This is a genomic window from Streptomyces sp. RGM 3693 (assembly GCF_050471125.1).
Classification (GTDB): Bacteria; Actinomycetota; Actinomycetes; order Streptomycetales; family Streptomycetaceae; genus Streptomyces.
Genome location: NZ_JBMPPQ010000002.1, coordinates 770,717 through 786,036 on the forward strand (window position 1 = coordinate 770,717; position 15,320 = coordinate 786,036).

Sequence of the window (15,320 nt, forward strand, 5' to 3'; positions counted from 1 at the left end):
GCAGCCGCTGAACCGCGCCTGACCAGGCGCGATGACGTCGCGGGCCGGCCCCGGAAAAAAGGGGCCGGCCCGTTGTCACATTCTCCGGGCGGGATCCGTCAGTGCAGTGACGGCGCGGAGTCGGGCACCACACGGCACGACGCCGCCGCCGGTTGCGATACATCGGGATCCTTAAGGAGAGCAGTGATGGAAGCACGGATGAAGAACCCCGCGGTGGTCATTCCGGAGGCCATGCAGCCGCTCCTCGACGTGGCGAAGGCGACCCGCAAGGGCGGGGTGCCGGAGGAGACCCTGGAGCTGGTGCACCTGCGGGCCAGCCAGATCAACGGGTGCAGCTACTGCGTCGACGGCGGGGTCAAGAACGCCCGCAAGGCGGGGGTCAGTGACGACAAGCTGTTCGCGGTGGCGGCCTGGCGGGAGGCGCCGTACTTCAGCGCCGAGGAGCGGGCCGCGCTCGCCCTCACCGAGGTCGTGACCCGGCTCGCGGACAGCTCCGACCCGGTGCCGGACGCCGTCTGGGACGCCGCCGCCGACCACTTCGACGAGAAGCAACTGGCGGCGCTCACGCTGACCATCGGCCTGACCAACCTGTTCAACCGGCTCAACGCCACCACCCGGCAGCCGGCGGGCGCTGGCTGGTAACGGCCACCGGCCGGCCGCGGCCGGGACCGCCCGTAGGGGATGCGGGCGGTCTCCGGTCTTCGGCCCAACTCCCATGACGTCGGAAGTAATTGAGCCACCCCTCCCGCCCCGGCATCGTGGGACGCGTCGCAAGCGGATGCGGCGGAACGCACCATAACGGGAGGAAGCGCCATGTTCTTCGAAGGTCACGACGGGACCCGGCTCTGGTACGAGGAGTACGGCCAGGGCGAGCCGCTGGTGTTCGTGTCGAGTGCGATGCTCACCACCGACATGTGGGAGTACCAGATCCCCTACTTCGTGGCGCAGGGCTTCCGCTGCATCGCACTCGACCGTCGCGGGCACGGCCGCTCGGACCGGCCCTCCGGCGGCTACGACACCGATGCGACCTCGGAGGACCTGGCCGCCCTGCTGGACCACCTCGGTCTGGACGGGGTGACCTTGATCGGGCATTCGCTGGGTGGTGCGGAGGTCGCCCGCTATCTGGCCCGGCACGGTTCCGGGCGGGTCCGCCGGGCCGCGTTCCTCGCGGCGACCCTGCCGTTCATGAAGTGGACCGAGGACAACCCCGCGGGGCTGCCGGAGGCCGCCTTCGAGGAGTCGATGGCGCTGCTGCGGACCGACCGGCCCCGGTGGATGGCCCGTCAGGCGCAGATCTTCTTCGCCACCCACCTGGGCAACGACGTCCACCCCCTCATGGTCGACTTCACCATCCAGCAGGTGATGTCCTGCACGCCGTTCGCGACCCAGCAGGTGCAGCAGGCGGTCTTCCACACCGACCACCGGGCGGGGCTGCCCGAGATCGACGTCCCGACCCTGGTCGTGCACGGCGCGGCCGACTTCTCCGCGCCGATCGACGTCACCGGCCGGCGGACCGCGGAACTGATCCCGGGCGCCGTCTACAAGGAGTACCCGGACGCCGGCCACGGCCTCTACGCCAGCCACCACGCCCGGCTCAACGCGGACCTGTTGGAGTTCATCAAGGACTGACGGCCGGCGACCAGGGCCGGGGTCAGGCGGTGGCGGCCCGGGCGAAGAGCGACGCGGGGGCGGGCGCGGGCGCGGGGGTGCGGCGCACCGGCGCGGTCAGCCGCTCCGCGCCGGCCGGTACCGGTACCGCGGCGAAGATCGCGTCCTGCTGGGCCTGGAGCTCACGCACCCTCTCCGGAGGCGTGCCCGGCAGCCGCTGCTCCTCGTAGATCTTGTGGGTCTGGAGTTGGGCGGCCTTGCTCTGCGGGGTGTGGAACTGGACCTCGAAGACCTGGCCCGAGCGGGGGGCGCGCCAGGCGGCGTTGATGGCCTTGTAGCCCTTGGCGCGGCTCCAGGTGTTGGACCAGCGGGTGCTGTCGTTGCCCCAGGAGGAGAGCAGTCCGGCGACCTCGGTGACGCCCTGGGTGTACTGGCCGGAGGGCCACTGGAGGGTGTAGCGGACCGCGTCGTTGAGCTGGGCGAGGGAGGTCTCGACGCTCTGCCCGGGGGTCTCCTGCATCCGGCTGGCCACCTTCCGCTTGAGCGAGTCGGGGGACTTCAGCCGCTGTGCGAAGCCGACGACGGTGGCGTGGCTGAGCAGGGCGGCGGTGCGGACCTGGGGGCTGATGGACCGTTCCGCCTGCCGGGCGCGGTCCACGAACGCGTCGACCTTCTTGTTGTCGGCGGCGTTCAGGTGCAGCCCGTCCTGGCTCCACCCGCCGGGGTCGGCAGTACGGGCCGGGGCGGCCGGAGTCGCGGTGGCGGTGTGCACCGCGCCCATGCCGAGGGCGGTGGCCAGGGCGGCGGTGAGTACGGCCCGGGTGACGGTGCGGCGGGCGGTGGCGTGCGGGTTCATCGGGGAGCGGGGTTCCTCTCGGCCGGCGCCGGAGCGCGACGTTGGCCGCACCCGGCTGCCGCCGGGGGCGGCGGGCCCGGGTGCGGACCGTGACGAGAGGTGCAACGCGCGCCCGGCGCATCGGTAGCTGCCTGCGCGGTCCGACGGCCGTCAGCTGACCGGATCGGTGCGCCGGGCGGCGCGAAACGGCCGCCGGGCGCCTCCGCTCGGCCCGGACAACGCGGAACCGCCCCTCCCGAGCGGGGAAGGGGCGGTTCCGTAGAGCGGTCCGGAGGAGCGGCCTTTACAGGACGCGCACCGCGCCGGTGGGCATGTCGTAGCTCAGGGGGCGCTCGACGATGCCGGTGCTCGGGTTCTGGGCGCCGATGAAGTTGCCGTTCCCGACGTAGACGGCGACGTGGTAGGCGCTGCCGGCGCTGCCCCAGTAGAGGATGTCGCCGACCTGGAGGTTGCCGAGGCCGACCTGGGTGCCGGTAGTCGACTGGCTCTGCGAGACGCGCGGCAGGTCGATGCCGACCTGGGAGAACGCGGCCTGGGTCAGGCCGGAGCAGTCGTACGAGGACGGGCCGCTGGAGCCGAGCACGTACGCCTTGCCGAGCTGCGCCTTCAGGAAGGAGACGAGGGTGGCGACGCTGCCGGAGCCGGTGGAGGGGGCGTCGGAGACGGCGGAGAGCGTGGTGCGCGCGTCGGAGCGGGAAGCGCGGGTCTGCGCGGCTTCCTTGGCCTGGCGGGCCTCGTCGGCGGCCTTCTTCGCCTCTGCCTCGGCCTTGGCCTTCTTCTCCGCTGCGGCCTTCGCCTTGTCCGCGGCCTTGTCAGCCTTCGCGGCGGCTGCGTCCTGCAGTGCCTGCCGCTCGTAGCTGAACGCGGCCTGCTGGGCGGCATCGGCGCTCTTGGCGGCGCTGGTGGCCAGCGCCGTCGTGATGGTGGGCATCTCCTGGGTCTCGGAGACGGGCTTCTCGACGGCATTGGCCGGCACGGTCGCGCCGGTCACCGCGAGGGTGAGGAAGCCACCGGTCACGCCCGCACGCAGGGCCCGCGAGGACGCGGAGCGGCGGGGCTTCCGGTGGCTGGGTATGAGTGCGTTCGGGGACATGGCACCACGGCTATCAGGAGCCGCAGGTTGCTGCCAACAAAGGTGGAGTGCGCCACACTTGACGTGCGCACGACGAATAAAACGGACTTTTCGTCAGCCGCTGCGCCGCTGACGCGATGTCCGAATTTCGCGATCATGTTCCTACGCACGGCATTTGATGTCCGCCGCGGCCTCCGGGTGCGCTTATCACTTCTTGATCCGCCACGCCAAGGCTTCCCGGACGTCAAGGTCTTATGACTTCAAATCGCGTGGGATAGGTCACTCATGAGTGTCCGTTATGTTCCCGTGACCGATCGTCGGGCGTCGGCCGGCCGCGCACCGCCCCGAAGTTCGGTGAATCCACCCCCGCGCTCGTGAACCGGAGCACGTACCGACGATCACGACCGGGTCACGAGAACGTCACGTCTACGGCCGCCGCGCATATAGCAGTTGAACCGCGTCCAGCGCCAATTTGCTTGCACGGCCCACCCCTTGATAGTGAAACCATCGCTCTGACCAGCGGTAACCCCGATGAATGTCACCTCTCGTGATCACTCGCGCACTTCGTGTATGGAGGTCACCGGTCATCCGACTTCATGATCCTTCGTCAGGTGGTGAAGATCACAAAGGCGTTGGCTCACCCCGTGTCGCAGATCACAGACCGACGGGCATAAGATGCGGGCATCGGGCTTGTGAACTGCCTCACATATACGTGATCACCGTGCGGCAGCAGGTGAGCCCGAGCGGACCGCCATCCAGTCATCGTCGACTGAAGGGAGCGAGGACGGTGAACGCTTACGCGCCCATCCTCGTACTGGGAGCCCTCGGGGCAGGCTTTGCGATCTTCTCCGTGGTCATGGCCACGCTCATCGGCCCCAGGCGCTACAACCGGGCCAAGCTCGAAGCGTACGAATGCGGAATCGAGCCGACGCCGCAGCCGTCCGGCGGTGGTCGTTTCCCGATCAAGTACTACCTGACGGCGATGCTCTTCATCGTCTTCGACATCGAGATCGTCTTCCTCTATCCCTGGGCGGTCAGCTTCGACGCCCTGGGACTGTTCGGGCTCGTCGAGATGCTCCTCTTCGCGCTCACCGTCTTCGTCGCCTACGCCTACGTCTGGCGTCGCGGCGGCCTGGAATGGGACTAGGGGGCACCAATGGGACTGGAAGAGAAGCTGCCCAGCGGCTTTTTGCTGACCACGGTTGAGCAGGCCGCGGGCTGGGTGCGCAAGTCATCGGTCTTCCCCGCGACCTTCGGGCTGGCCTGCTGCGCCATCGAGATGATGACCACCGGCGCCGGGCGTTACGACCTGGCCCGCTTCGGCATGGAGGTCTTCCGCGGCTCCCCGCGGCAGGCCGACCTGATGATCGTGGCCGGCCGGGTGAGCCAGAAGATGGCGCCCGTGCTGCGGCAGGTCTACGACCAGATGCCGAACCCGAAGTGGGTGATCTCCATGGGGGTTTGCGCCTCCTCGGGCGGCATGTTCAACAACTACGCGATCGTGCAGGGCGTCGACCACATCGTCCCCGTCGACATCTACCTGCCGGGCTGCCCGCCCCGCCCCGAGATGCTCATGGACGCCATCCTCAAGCTCCACAAGAAGATCCAGAGCAGCAAGCTCGGGGTCAACGCGGTGCAGGCAGCCCACGAGGAAGAGGCGGCGGCGCTCAAGGCACTCCCGCTGATCGAGATGGACCGCTCGTCAAAGAAGAAAGGGCTGCTGCGGTGAGCGAGCCGACGAACCCCAAGGCCCAGGGCGCCCCCGACGAGGCCGTCCCGGCGCAGCGCGCGGACACCGGCGAGGTGATCGGCACCCGCCGCGGGATGTTCGGCGCCAACAACGGCGGTGACACCACCGGTTACGGCGGCCTGGTCCGCACCGTCCGACTGCCCGGCGCCAGCTCCCGCCCGTACGGCGGACCGGGTCACGCGGGGGGAAGCGCCGGCGTCTTCGACGAGATCGCCGACGAGCTGGAGGGCGCCCTCGACGAACAGGGCCTGGTGCCCGAGAACGTCATCGAGAAGACCGTCGTCGACCGCGGCGAGCTCACCTTCCACATCCACCGGGAGTTCCTGCCGGTCACCGCGCGCACCCTGCGCGACGACCCCGCGCTCCGCTTCGAGCTGTGCACCGGAGTCAGCGGCGTCCACTACCCCGGCGACAAGGGCCGCGAGCTGCACGCCGTCTACCACCTGCGCTCGATCACCCACAACCGGCTGATCCGGCTGGAGGTCACCGCCCCCGACACCGACCCGCACCTGCCGTCGATCGTCGACGTCTACCCGACCAACGACTGGCACGAGCGCGAGACCTACGACTTCTTCGGCCTGATCTTCGACGGGCACCCGGCGCTCACCCGGATCATGATGCCGGACGACTGGCAGGGCTTCCCGCAGCGCAAGGACTACCCCCTCGGCGGCATTCCCGTCGAGTACAAGGGCGCGCAGATCCCGGCTCCTGACCAGCGGAGGTCGTACACCTGATGAGCACTCCCAGCGAGACGTCCCGGGCCACCCCCCGTGAGACCACCGAGGGCCCCGTCTACACCGTCACCGGTGGCGACTGGGACGAGATCGCCGCGGCCGCCGCCAAGTCCGACGACGAGCGGATCATCGTCAACATGGGGCCGCAGCACCCCTCCACCCACGGCGTCCTCCGGCTGATCCTGGAGATCGACGGCGAGACCGTCACCGAGGCCCGCTGCGGCATCGGCTACCTCCACACCGGCATCGAGAAGAACCTCGAATTCCGCACCTGGACGCAGGGCACGACGTTCGTGACGCGGATGGACTACCTCACGCCGTTCTTCAACGAGACGGCGTACTGCCTGGCCGTGGAGAAGCTGCTCGGCATCACCGACGACATCCCCGACCGGGCCTCGGTGATCCGCGTGCTGCTGATGGAGCTCAACCGGCTCTCCTCCCACCTGGTGTGCATCGCCACCGGCGGCATGGAGCTGGGCGCCACCACGATCATGATCTACGGCTTCCGCGACCGGGAACTGATCCTGGACATCTACGAGCTGATCACCGGCCTCCGGATGAACCACGCCTACGTCCGCCCCGGTGGCCTCGCCCAGGACCTGCCGGCCGGCGCCGTCGACCAGATCCGCGCCTTCGTCAAGAAGATGCACAAGAACATGGCCGAGTACGACAAGCTCGCCACCGGCAACCCGGTCTTCAAGGCGCGCATGGAGGGCATCGGCTACCTCGACCTGGCCGGCTGTATGGCCACCGGAGCCACCGGGCCCCTCGTCCGCTCCGCCGGACTGCCCCATGACCTGCGCAAGGCGCAGCCGTACTGTGGATACGAGAACTACGACTTCGAGGTGCCGACGGCCGACACCTGCGATGCCTACGGCCGGTTCCTGATCCGGCTGGAGGAGATGCGCCAGTCGCTGAGGATCGTCGAACAGTGCCTGGACCGGCTGGAGCCGGGGCCGGTGATGGTCGCCGACAAGAAGATCGCCTGGCCCGCCCAGTTGGCCCTCGGCCCCGATGGCCTCGGCAATTCCCTGGACCACATCAAGAAGATCATGGGCACCTCGATGGAGGCCCTGATCCACCACTTCAAGCTGGTGACGGAGGGCTTCCGGGTCCCGCCGGGACAGACGTACACCGCCGTCGAGTCGCCCAAGGGCGAGCTGGGCGTGCACGTGGTCAGCGACGGCGGCACCCGCCCCTACCGGGTGCACTTCCGCGACCCCTCGTTCACCAACCTGCAGGCCATGGCAGCGATGTGTGAAGGCGGCCAGGTCGCCGACGTCATCGTCGCCGTCGCGTCCATCGACCCCGTGATGGGAGGCGTCGACCGGTGAACGCCACTCCGGCACCCAAGGACGTCCAGCTGGGCATGCCCCGGCTTCCGGCACCCGACTACCCGGCCGACGTCAAGGCCCGGCTCGCCGCGGACGCGCAGGAGGTGATCGCCCGCTACCCCGATTCCCGCTCGGCGCTGCTGCCGCTGCTCCACCTCGTCCAGGCCGAGGACGGCTACGTCACCCGTACCGGCATCCGCTTCTGCGCCGAACAGCTCGACCTGACCACCGCCGAAGTCACCGCGGTCTCGACCTTCTACTCCATGTACCGCCGCAAGCCCAGCGGCGACTACCAGGTCGGGGTCTGTACCAACACCCTGTGCGCGGTGATGGGCGGCGACGCCATCTTCGAGGAACTCCAGGAGCACCTCGGCGTCGGCAACGACGAGACCACCGAGGACGGCACGATCACCCTCGAACACATCGAGTGCAATGCCGCCTGCGACTTCGCCCCCGTCGTGATGGTCAACTGGGAGTTCTTCGACAACCAGACGCCCCGCTCCGCCCGGCAGCTCGTCGACGACCTGCGGGCCGGCCGGACCGTCGAACCCACCCGCGGCGCCCCGCTCTGCTCCTTCAAGGAGACCGCCCGGATCCTCGCCGGCTTCCCCGACGGCCGGTCCGGTGCCGTCGGGGCGACCGGCGGTGCCGGCCCCGCCTCCCTGGTCGGACTGCGGTTGGCCCGGGGCGAGACCCCGCCCGGTCATGCCGATCACGTCGTCGCCCCGCGGGCCACCGCGGACGGCCCGTCCGGTGAGCCGGCGTCCGGGCGGCCGGGCGAAGCGGCGCCGCCCACCCACCCGAGCTCCCATGATGCGCCGCAGCAGACCTCGGCCGCCGACCCTGACCGCCCGGCCGGTCCTGCATCCGAGGAGGGGGAGTGATGACCGTGGCAGCCGAGTTCGGCGGGGCCCCCGGGCCGCACGCCGGAGGAACGACCAGTCCGGAGAAGGTCCTCGCCCCCGTCCTGTCCGCCTTCTGGGACGCCCCCGAGTCCTGGACGCTGGAGACCTACCTGCGCCACGACGGCTACGAAGGCGCCCGCAAGGCCCTCTCGATGGCCCCGGACGACGTCATCGCCTACGTCAAGGACTCCGGGCTCCGCGGCCGCGGCGGCGCCGGCTTCCCGACCGGGATGAAGTGGCAGTTCATCCCACAGGGCGACGGCAAACCGCATTACCTCGTGGTCAACGCCGACGAGTCGGAGCCCGGGACCTGCAAGGACATCCCGCTCCTCTTCGCCAACCCGCACTCCCTCATCGAGGGGATCGTGATCGCCGCTCACGCGATCCGCTCGAACCACGCCTTCATCTATCTGCGCGGTGAGGTCGTGCCCGTGCTGCGCCGGCTGCACGAGGCCGTGCGCGAGGCGTACGCGGCGGGCTTCCTCGGCAAGGACGTCCTCGGCTCGGGCCTCGACCTGGACGTCACGGTGCACGCGGGCGCCGGCGCGTACATCTGTGGTGAGGAAACCGCGCTGCTGGATTCCCTGGAAGGTCGTCGCGGCCAACCCCGTCTGCGGCCCCCCTTCCCCGCCGTGGCCGGCCTCTACGCCTGCCCCACTGTGGTGAACAACGTCGAATCCATCGCATCGGTTCCCGCGATCCTGAACAAGGGCAAGGAGTGGTTCAGGTCGATGGGCAGCGAGAAGTCTCCGGGCTTCACGCTCTACTCGCTCAGCGGCCACGTCGCCAACCCCGGCCAGTACGAAGGCCCGTTGGGCATCACCCTGCGCCAGCTGCTCGACGTCAGCGGCGGGATGCGCCCCGGCCACCGGCTGAAGTTCTGGACGCCGGGCGGCTCCTCCACCCCGATGTTCACCGAGGAACACCTCGACGTCCCGCTCGACTACGAGGGCGTCAGCGCGGCCGGCTCGATGCTCGGCACCAAGGCGTTGCAGTGCTTCGACGAGACCACCTGCGTCGTCCGGGCGGTCACCCGCTGGACCGAGTTCTACGCCCACGAGTCCTGCGGCAAGTGCACTCCGTGCCGCGAAGGGACGTACTGGTTGGTGCAGTTGCTCCGAGACCTTGAAGCGGGCCGCGGCCGGCTGACGGACCTCGACAAGATCGACGACATCGCCGACAACATCAACGGCAAGTCCTTCTGCGCCCTCGGCGACGGCGCCGCCTCGCCGATCTTCTCCTCGCTCAAGTACTTCCGCGCGGAGTACGAGGAGCACGTCACCGGCAAGGGCTGCCCCTTCGACCCCGCCAAGTCGACCCTCTGGGCCGACAACGACGCTCACCTGGGGGTGAACGCATGACCGTCACCACGAACGCCCCCAACGGGGGCGGCCCGGCGGCGGTGCCACCGGAGGACCTCGTCACCCTGACGATCGACGGCATCGAGATCTCCGTCCCCAAGGGGACGTTGGTGATCCGGGCCGCCGAACTCCTCGGCATCGAGATCCCGCGCTTCTGCGACCACCCGCTGCTGGACCCGGCGGGCGCCTGCCGGCAGTGCATCGTCGAGGTCGAGGGCCAGCGCAAGCCGATGGCCTCCTGCACCATCACCTGCACCGACGGGATGGTGGTCCGCAGCCAGCTGACCTCCCCGGTGGCCGAGAAGGCACAGCGCGGCGTGATGGAGCTGCTGCTGATCAACCACCCCCTCGACTGCCCGGTCTGCGACAAGGGCGGCGAGTGCCCGTTGCAGAACCAGGCGATGCAGGTCGGTGCCCCCGACTCCCGCTTCGAGGGCAGGAAGCGCACCTACGAGAAGCCGGTACCGATCTCCACGCAGGTGCTGCTGGACCGCGAGCGGTGCGTGCTGTGCGCGCGGTGCACCCGCTTCAGCAACCAGATCGCCGGCGACCCGATGATCGAGTTGATCGAACGCGGCGCCCTCCAACAGGTCGGCACCGGCGAGGGCGACCCCTTCGAGTCGTACTTCTCCGGGAACACCATCCAGATCTGCCCGGTGGGCGCGCTCACCTCCGCCGCGTACCGCTTCCGCTCCCGCCCCTTCGACCTGGTCTCCTCGCCGTCGGTGTGCGAGCACTGCGCGGGCGGCTGCGCGACCCGGACCGACCACCGTCGCGGCAAGGTCCTGCGGCGGCTGGCGGCGGACGACCCCGAGGTCAACGAGGAGTGGATCTGCGACAAGGGGCGGTTCGCCTTCCAGTACGCGCAGGCGCGGGACCGGCTGGTGCACCCCCTGGTGCGCAATGCCGAGTCCGGTGAACTGGAGCCGGCGAGTTGGCCCGCCGCGCTGGACGCCGCGGCGCGCGGCCTGGCCGCCGCCCGGGGCCGGGCCGGCGTACTGACCGGCGGCCGGCTGACCGTCGAGGACGCCTACGCCTACGCCAAGTTCGCCCGGGTCGCGCTGCACACCAACGACATCGACTTCCGGGCCCGGCCGCACAGTGCCGAGGAGGCCGACTTCCTCGCGGCCCGGGTCGCCGGCCGCGGCCGGGACCTGGACGGCAGTGGCGTCACCTACACCACGCTGGAGCAGGCGCCGGCGGTCCTGCTGGCCGGGATCGAGGCGGAGGAGGAGGCGCCCGGCGTCTTCCTGCGGCTGCGCAAGGCGCACCGCAAGCACGGTCAGCGCACCTGGGGGCTGGCCAGCCACGCCACCCGCGGGCTGATCAAGGCCGGCGGGACGCTGCTGCCCGCGGCGCCCGGTACGGAGACCGAATGGCTGGACGCCCTGGCGGGCGGGGTCGGCCTGGACGGTGAAGGGCGCGCCGCGGCCGAGGCGTTGCGCGCGGACGGCGCGGTGATCGTCGTCGGCGAGCGGCTGGCGACGGTGCCCGGGGCGCTGACCGCCGCGCTCCGCACCGCCACCGCCACCGGCGCCCACCTGGTGTGGATGCCGCGCCGGGCGGGCGAGCGCGGTGCCATCGAGGCCGGTGCGCTGCCCGGGCTGCTGCCCGGTGGTCGGCCGGCCACCGACCCGGTGGCCCGGGACGAGGTCGCCGCCGCCTGGGGCGTGGCCGCGCTGCCGCACCGGCACGGCCGGGACACCGGCCAGATCATCGAGGCCGCGGCCACCGGTGAGCTGGGCGCCCTGCTGGTGGCGGGCGTGGAGGTGGCCGACCTGCCCGATCCGGCGCGGGCGCTGGCCGCCCTGGACGAGGTCGGGTTCCTGGTCAGTCTGGAGCTGCGGCCCTCCCGGGTCACCGAGCGGGCGGACGTGGTCCTCCCGGTGGCCGCGGTGGTGGAGAAGGCCGGCACCTTCCTCAACTGGGAGGGCCGGGCCCGGTCGTTCGAGGCCGCGCTCAAGCCGGACCAGATGACCCGGCGGCAGTTGCCGCCGGACGCCCGGGTTCTCCAGATGCTCGCCGACGCCATGACGGACGTCGCGGGCGGTTCCACCGTGGCCGCCCTGGACCTGCCGGACGTCCACGCCGTGCGGCGGGAGGTGGACCGGCTCGGCGGCTGGCGCGGCCCGTACGGCGGCGAACCGGTGGAGACGGGGCGGCCGTTGCCCCGCCCGGCCGCCGGTGAGGCCGTCCTGGCCGGGCACCGGCTCCTGTTGGACCAGGGGCTGCTCCAGGAAGGCGACGAGGCGCTGGCCGGTACCCGGCACGCCGCGGTCGCCCGCCTGTCGCCGGCCACCGCCCAGGAGACCGGCGTGCAGGACGGCGACCTACTGGCGGTCACCGGGCCGGCCGGCTCGGTCCACCTGCCGCTCCAGGTCACACCGATGCCCGACCGGGTGGTGTGGCTGCCGCTGAATTCCGTGGGCGGTGGCGTCACCGCCGACACCGGGGCGCACCCCGGTGAGCTGGTGAAGGTCTCCGCCTCCCCGACGCTCGGCTCCGCTCGCGCGGGGGGACCCCCATCCGGTACGCCGGTGCCGGCCAAGGAGGTGGACGCATGATGCACCATCCCGGTTTTCCGGTGGCCGCGCTGGCCGCCCAGGAGGACCTGTCGATGTTCGGGCGCGACCCGTGGTGGCTGGTCGTCATCAAGGCGGTGTTCTGCTTCGCGTTCCTGATGCTGACGGTGCTGTTCTCGATCGTCTGGGAACGCAAGGTCGTCGCCTGGATGCAGCTGCGGATCGGCCCCAACCGGCATGGGCCGTGGGGAATGCTCCAGTCCCTGGCCGACGGCATCAAGCTGATGCTGAAGGAGGACCTGGTCGTCCGGCGCGCCGACAAGGCGGTGTACATCCTGGCGCCCATCGTGGCGGCGATCCCCGCCTTCATGGCGATCGCGGTGATCCCCTTCGGCCCGTCGGGCAACGAGATCTCGATCTTCGGTCACCGCACCCCGATGCAGCTCACCGACCTCCCGATCGGCGTCCTCTACATCCTGGCCACGGCCTCGGTCGGCATCTACGGCATCGTGTTGGCCGGTTGGTCGTCCGGTTCGACGTACCCGCTGCTGGGCGCTCTGCGCTCGTGCGCGCAGATGATCTCGTACGAGATCGCGATGGGCGCGGCGTTCGCGTCGGTCTTCCTCTACTCCGGGTCGATGTCGACGTCGACCATCGTGGAGTCGCAGCAGAACAAGTGGTACGTGCTGCTGCTGCCGGTGTCGTTCCTCATCTACATCGTGACGATGGTGGGGGAGACCAACCGCGCGCCGTTCGACATGCCGGAGTCCGAGGGTGACCTGGTCGGCGGCTTCAACACCGAGTACTCGTCCATCAAGTTCGCGATGTTCATGCTCGCCGAGTACGTCAACATGGTCACCGTCTCGTCGGTCGCGGTCACCCTCTTCCTCGGTGGTTGGCGGGCGCCCTGGCCGATCTCGACGTTCTGGGAGGGCGCGAACCACGGCTGGTGGCCGATGCTCTGGTTCGTCCTCAAGGTGCAGCTGCTGTTGTTCTTCTTCATCTGGCTGCGCGGCACCCTTCCCCGGGTCCGCTACGACCAACTGATGCGGCTGGGCTGGAAGGTCCTCATCCCGGTGTCGATGGTGTGGCTGTTGCTCGTCGCCACCGTCCGGGCGCTGAAGAACGAGGGCTACGACTTCTCCCAGATCGTGCTGTACGTGGGCGGCAGTGCGGTGGCGCTGCTGCTGATCTCGCTGGTCGTGGACTTCTTCCGGCGTGTGGAGCCGGAGGAGGAGACCGACGGCGATACCGCCTTCGATCCGATGGCCGGCGGGTTCCCCGTTCCGCCGCTGCCCGGACAGACCCTGCCGCCGGTGCCGCGCCGGCGTCCCCGCCATGACGGGGAGTTGATTGTCAGTGGTCGAGTGGACACTGTGAGTAACGGAGATGAGAGCGACGGAAAGGGGGGCGACGGTGCCTGAGTTCCAGAACCCGGTGGCCGGCTTCGGTGTGACCTTCAAGGCCATGTTCAAGAAGCGGCTGACCGAGCAGTACCCCGAGGAGAAGAAGCCGACGGCGCCGCGCTTCCACGGCCGGCACCAGCTCAACCGGCATCCGGACGGGCTGGAGAAGTGCATCGGCTGCGAGCTGTGCGCCTGGGCCTGTCCGGCGGACGCCATCTACGTCGAGGGCGCCGACAACACCGACGAGGAGCGCTACTCCCCGGGCGAGCGGTACGGCGCGGTCTACCAGATCAACTACCTCCGCTGCATCCTGTGCGGCCTGTGCGTGGAGGCCTGCCCGACCCGCGCGCTCACCATGACCAACGAGTACGAACTCGCCGACCGGTCCCGGGAATCGCTCATCTACACCAAGGAAGAGCTGCTCGTGGGCCTGTCGGAGGGGATGGTCGACTCCCCGCACGCGATCTACCCGGGCATGACCGACCGGGACTACTACAGCGGGCTGGTGACGGAGGCCGCGCCGGGCACGGTCCGGCAGGTCGCCGTCTCCCAGGGCGAGCGTCCCGAGGACGCGGCGGGCGAGCCCACGGACCAGCAGGACTCCGAGGGCAAGGAGGCGCACGCATGACGGGCCTCGCCGCCGCGGCCTCCTCGGGGGAGGCCGTGCAGTTCTGGATCCTGGGGATCGTCGCCGTGGCCGGCGCGCTGTGCACGATCATGATGAAGCGGGCGGTGCACAGCGCCCTCTCGCTCGCCGGGACCATGATCGTCCTGGCGGTCTTCTACCTGGCCAACGGCGCGTACTTCCTCGGCATCGTGCAGGTCGTGGTCTACACCGGCGCGATCATGATGCTGTTCCTGTTCGTCGTGATGCTGGTCGGCGTCACCGCCGCGGACTCCCTCAAGGAGACCCTCAAGGGCCAGCGTTGGCTCGCCGCCGGACTGGGCGTCGGCTTCGGCATCCTGCTGATCGCCGGGATCGGCAACGCCTCGCTCAAGGAGTTCAACGGCCTGAGCGACGCCAACGCCGGCGGCAATGTGCAGGGCCTGGCCGCGCTCATCTTCACCAAGTACGTCTTCGCCTTCGAGATCACCGGCGCGCTGCTGATCTCCGCGGTGGTCGGCGCGATGGTGCTCACCCACCGGGAGCGCACCGAGCGCGCCAAGACCCAGCGGGAGCGCTCCGAGGCCCGGATCCGCGAGGGCAAGCAGGTGACGCCGCTGCCCGCACCGGGTGTCTACGCCCGGCACAACGCCGTCGACATCCCCGGTCTGCTGCCGGACGGCACCCCATCCGAGCTGACGGTCAGTCCGACGCTGCGGGAGCGCGGCCAAGTCCGGGACGTCTCCGGCCAGTCGCTGGCCGAACTCAAGGCGCTGGAGCAGCGGTCCGAGGACTGGCTGGGACGGGAGTCCGGCCGGCCGGACAAGAAGCGGCCCGGCCCCGCGGCACCGAAGGAGGGCGCCCAGAAATGAACCCGGTCTACTACCTCTACCTCGCCGCCCTGCTCTTCACCATCGGTGCGGCCGGCGTGCTGATCAGGCGGAACGCCATCGTGGTGTTCATGTGCATCGAACTGATGCTGAACGCCTGCAACCTCGCCTTTGTCACCTTCTCGCGGATGCACGGGAATCTGGACGGCCAGATCATCGCCTTCTTCACGATGGTCGTCGCCGCGGCGGAGGTCGTGGTCGGCCTGGCCATCATCGTGTCGATCTTCCGCACCCGTCATTCGGCCTCGATCGACGACGCCAGCCTGATGAAGCTGTAA

Annotated in this window: 15 protein-coding genes; 13 read left to right on the forward strand and 2 right to left on the reverse strand. The window is 70.0% G+C overall.

Annotated elements, in window-relative coordinates:
* The first annotated feature begins 186 nt into the window (after positions 1 to 186).
* Positions 187 to 642, forward strand: a complete 456-nt coding sequence (locus tag ACO0M4_RS20745; protein WP_430372287.1) for a carboxymuconolactone decarboxylase family protein — start codon at positions 187 to 189, stop codon at positions 640 to 642.
* A 171-nt stretch (positions 643 to 813) separates the two neighbouring features.
* Entirely contained in the window at positions 814 to 1,629 is an 816-nt protein-coding gene (locus ACO0M4_RS20750) for an alpha/beta fold hydrolase (protein ID WP_430372288.1), read from the forward strand.
* A 22-nt stretch (positions 1,630 to 1,651) separates the two neighbouring features.
* Here ACO0M4_RS20750 and ACO0M4_RS20755 read toward each other — a convergent pair whose 3' ends face one another.
* Both ACO0M4_RS20755 and ACO0M4_RS20760 read right to left on the reverse strand, forming a co-directional pair.
* Positions 1,652 to 2,464: an ATP nucleotide 3'-pyrophosphokinase gene (locus ACO0M4_RS20755; protein ID WP_430372289.1), complete on the reverse strand. Its 813-nt coding sequence runs from the start codon at positions 2,462 to 2,464 to the stop codon at positions 1,652 to 1,654.
* A 283-nt stretch (positions 2,465 to 2,747) separates the two neighbouring features.
* Entirely contained in the window at positions 2,748 to 3,557 is an 810-nt protein-coding gene (locus ACO0M4_RS20760) for a C40 family peptidase (protein WP_430372291.1), read from the reverse strand.
* A 766-nt stretch (positions 3,558 to 4,323) separates the two neighbouring features.
* On the opposite strand from ACO0M4_RS20760, the gene ACO0M4_RS20765 reads away from it, so the two are divergent.
* Genes ACO0M4_RS20765 through nuoK form a run of 11 tightly spaced genes read left to right on the forward strand, consistent with a single transcriptional unit; the run spans position 4,324 to position 15,320 of the window.
* Positions 4,324 to 4,683, forward strand: coding sequence for an NADH-quinone oxidoreductase subunit A (locus ACO0M4_RS20765; RefSeq protein WP_016574488.1), 360 nt, complete (start codon positions 4,324 to 4,326; stop codon positions 4,681 to 4,683).
* A 9-nt stretch (positions 4,684 to 4,692) separates the two neighbouring features.
* Positions 4,693 to 5,265: a NuoB/complex I 20 kDa subunit family protein gene (locus ACO0M4_RS20770; protein ID WP_430372293.1), complete on the forward strand. Its 573-nt coding sequence runs from the start codon at positions 4,693 to 4,695 to the stop codon at positions 5,263 to 5,265.
* Positions 5,262 to 6,020: an NADH-quinone oxidoreductase subunit C gene (locus ACO0M4_RS20775; protein WP_430372294.1), complete on the forward strand. Its 759-nt coding sequence runs from the start codon at positions 5,262 to 5,264 to the stop codon at positions 6,018 to 6,020. Before ACO0M4_RS20770 ends, ACO0M4_RS20775 begins: the two co-directional genes overlap by 4 nt.
* Complete coding sequence (locus ACO0M4_RS20780; protein WP_430372295.1) at positions 6,020 to 7,354, forward strand: NADH-quinone oxidoreductase subunit D; 1,335 nt, start codon at positions 6,020 to 6,022, stop codon at positions 7,352 to 7,354. The genes ACO0M4_RS20775 and ACO0M4_RS20780 overlap by 1 nt, the downstream gene beginning before the upstream one ends.
* A 35-nt stretch (positions 7,355 to 7,389) precedes the next feature.
* The gene (gene nuoE, locus ACO0M4_RS20785; protein WP_430373875.1) at positions 7,390 to 8,238 is read left to right on the forward strand and encodes an NADH-quinone oxidoreductase subunit NuoE; all 849 of its coding nucleotides are present in this window, start codon (positions 7,390 to 7,392) and stop codon (positions 8,236 to 8,238) included.
* Complete coding sequence (gene nuoF, locus ACO0M4_RS20790) at positions 8,238 to 9,620, forward strand: NADH-quinone oxidoreductase subunit NuoF (protein ID WP_430372296.1); 1,383 nt, start codon at positions 8,238 to 8,240, stop codon at positions 9,618 to 9,620. The genes nuoE and nuoF overlap by 1 nt, the downstream gene beginning before the upstream one ends.
* Positions 9,617 to 12,184 (forward strand): NADH-quinone oxidoreductase subunit G, encoded by a 2,568-nt coding sequence (locus tag ACO0M4_RS20795; RefSeq protein ID WP_430372297.1) that lies wholly within the window; start codon positions 9,617 to 9,619, stop codon positions 12,182 to 12,184. Before nuoF ends, ACO0M4_RS20795 begins: the two co-directional genes overlap by 4 nt.
* The gene (nuoH, locus tag ACO0M4_RS20800; protein ID WP_430372299.1) at positions 12,181 to 13,566 is read left to right on the forward strand and encodes an NADH-quinone oxidoreductase subunit NuoH; all 1,386 of its coding nucleotides are present in this window, start codon (positions 12,181 to 12,183) and stop codon (positions 13,564 to 13,566) included. Before ACO0M4_RS20795 ends, nuoH begins: the two co-directional genes overlap by 4 nt.
* Positions 13,559 to 14,176, forward strand: coding sequence for an NADH-quinone oxidoreductase subunit NuoI (gene nuoI, locus ACO0M4_RS20805; RefSeq protein WP_430372301.1), 618 nt, complete (start codon positions 13,559 to 13,561; stop codon positions 14,174 to 14,176). Before nuoH ends, nuoI begins: the two co-directional genes overlap by 8 nt.
* Entirely contained in the window at positions 14,173 to 15,024 is an 852-nt protein-coding gene (locus ACO0M4_RS20810; protein WP_430372302.1) for an NADH-quinone oxidoreductase subunit J, read from the forward strand. The genes nuoI and ACO0M4_RS20810 overlap by 4 nt, the downstream gene beginning before the upstream one ends.
* Positions 15,021 to 15,320, forward strand: a complete 300-nt coding sequence (gene nuoK / locus ACO0M4_RS20815; protein ID WP_430372304.1) for an NADH-quinone oxidoreductase subunit NuoK — start codon at positions 15,021 to 15,023, stop codon at positions 15,318 to 15,320. The genes ACO0M4_RS20810 and nuoK overlap by 4 nt, the downstream gene beginning before the upstream one ends.

What these genes read in the sequence shown, in the direction of transcription:
- ACO0M4_RS20755 (WP_430372289.1), bottom strand. Translation starts at nt 2,464, where the DNA reads ATGAACCCGCACGCCACCGCCCGCCGCACCGTCACCCGGGCCGTACTC.
- ACO0M4_RS20810 (WP_430372302.1), top strand. Translation starts at nt 14,173, where the DNA reads ATGACGGGCCTCGCCGCCGCGGCCTCCTCGGGGGAGGCCGTGCAGTTC.
- nuoH (WP_430372299.1), top strand. Translation starts at nt 12,181, where the DNA reads ATGATGCACCATCCCGGTTTTCCGGTGGCCGCGCTGGCCGCCCAGGAG.
- ACO0M4_RS20770 (WP_430372293.1), top strand. Translation starts at nt 4,693, where the DNA reads ATGGGACTGGAAGAGAAGCTGCCCAGCGGCTTTTTGCTGACCACGGTT.
- ACO0M4_RS20795 (WP_430372297.1), top strand. Translation starts at nt 9,617, where the DNA reads ATGACCGTCACCACGAACGCCCCCAACGGGGGCGGCCCGGCGGCGGTG.
- ACO0M4_RS20760 (WP_430372291.1), bottom strand. Translation starts at nt 3,557, where the DNA reads ATGTCCCCGAACGCACTCATACCCAGCCACCGGAAGCCCCGCCGCTCC.
- ACO0M4_RS20745 (WP_430372287.1), top strand. Translation starts at nt 187, where the DNA reads ATGGAAGCACGGATGAAGAACCCCGCGGTGGTCATTCCGGAGGCCATG.
- nuoF (WP_430372296.1), top strand. Translation starts at nt 8,238, where the DNA reads ATGACCGTGGCAGCCGAGTTCGGCGGGGCCCCCGGGCCGCACGCCGGA.
- nuoK (WP_430372304.1), top strand. Translation starts at nt 15,021, where the DNA reads ATGAACCCGGTCTACTACCTCTACCTCGCCGCCCTGCTCTTCACCATC.
- nuoE (WP_430373875.1), top strand. Translation starts at nt 7,390, where the DNA reads ATGCCCCGGCTTCCGGCACCCGACTACCCGGCCGACGTCAAGGCCCGG.
- ACO0M4_RS20780 (WP_430372295.1), top strand. Translation starts at nt 6,020, where the DNA reads ATGAGCACTCCCAGCGAGACGTCCCGGGCCACCCCCCGTGAGACCACC.
- ACO0M4_RS20750 (WP_430372288.1), top strand. Translation starts at nt 814, where the DNA reads ATGTTCTTCGAAGGTCACGACGGGACCCGGCTCTGGTACGAGGAGTAC.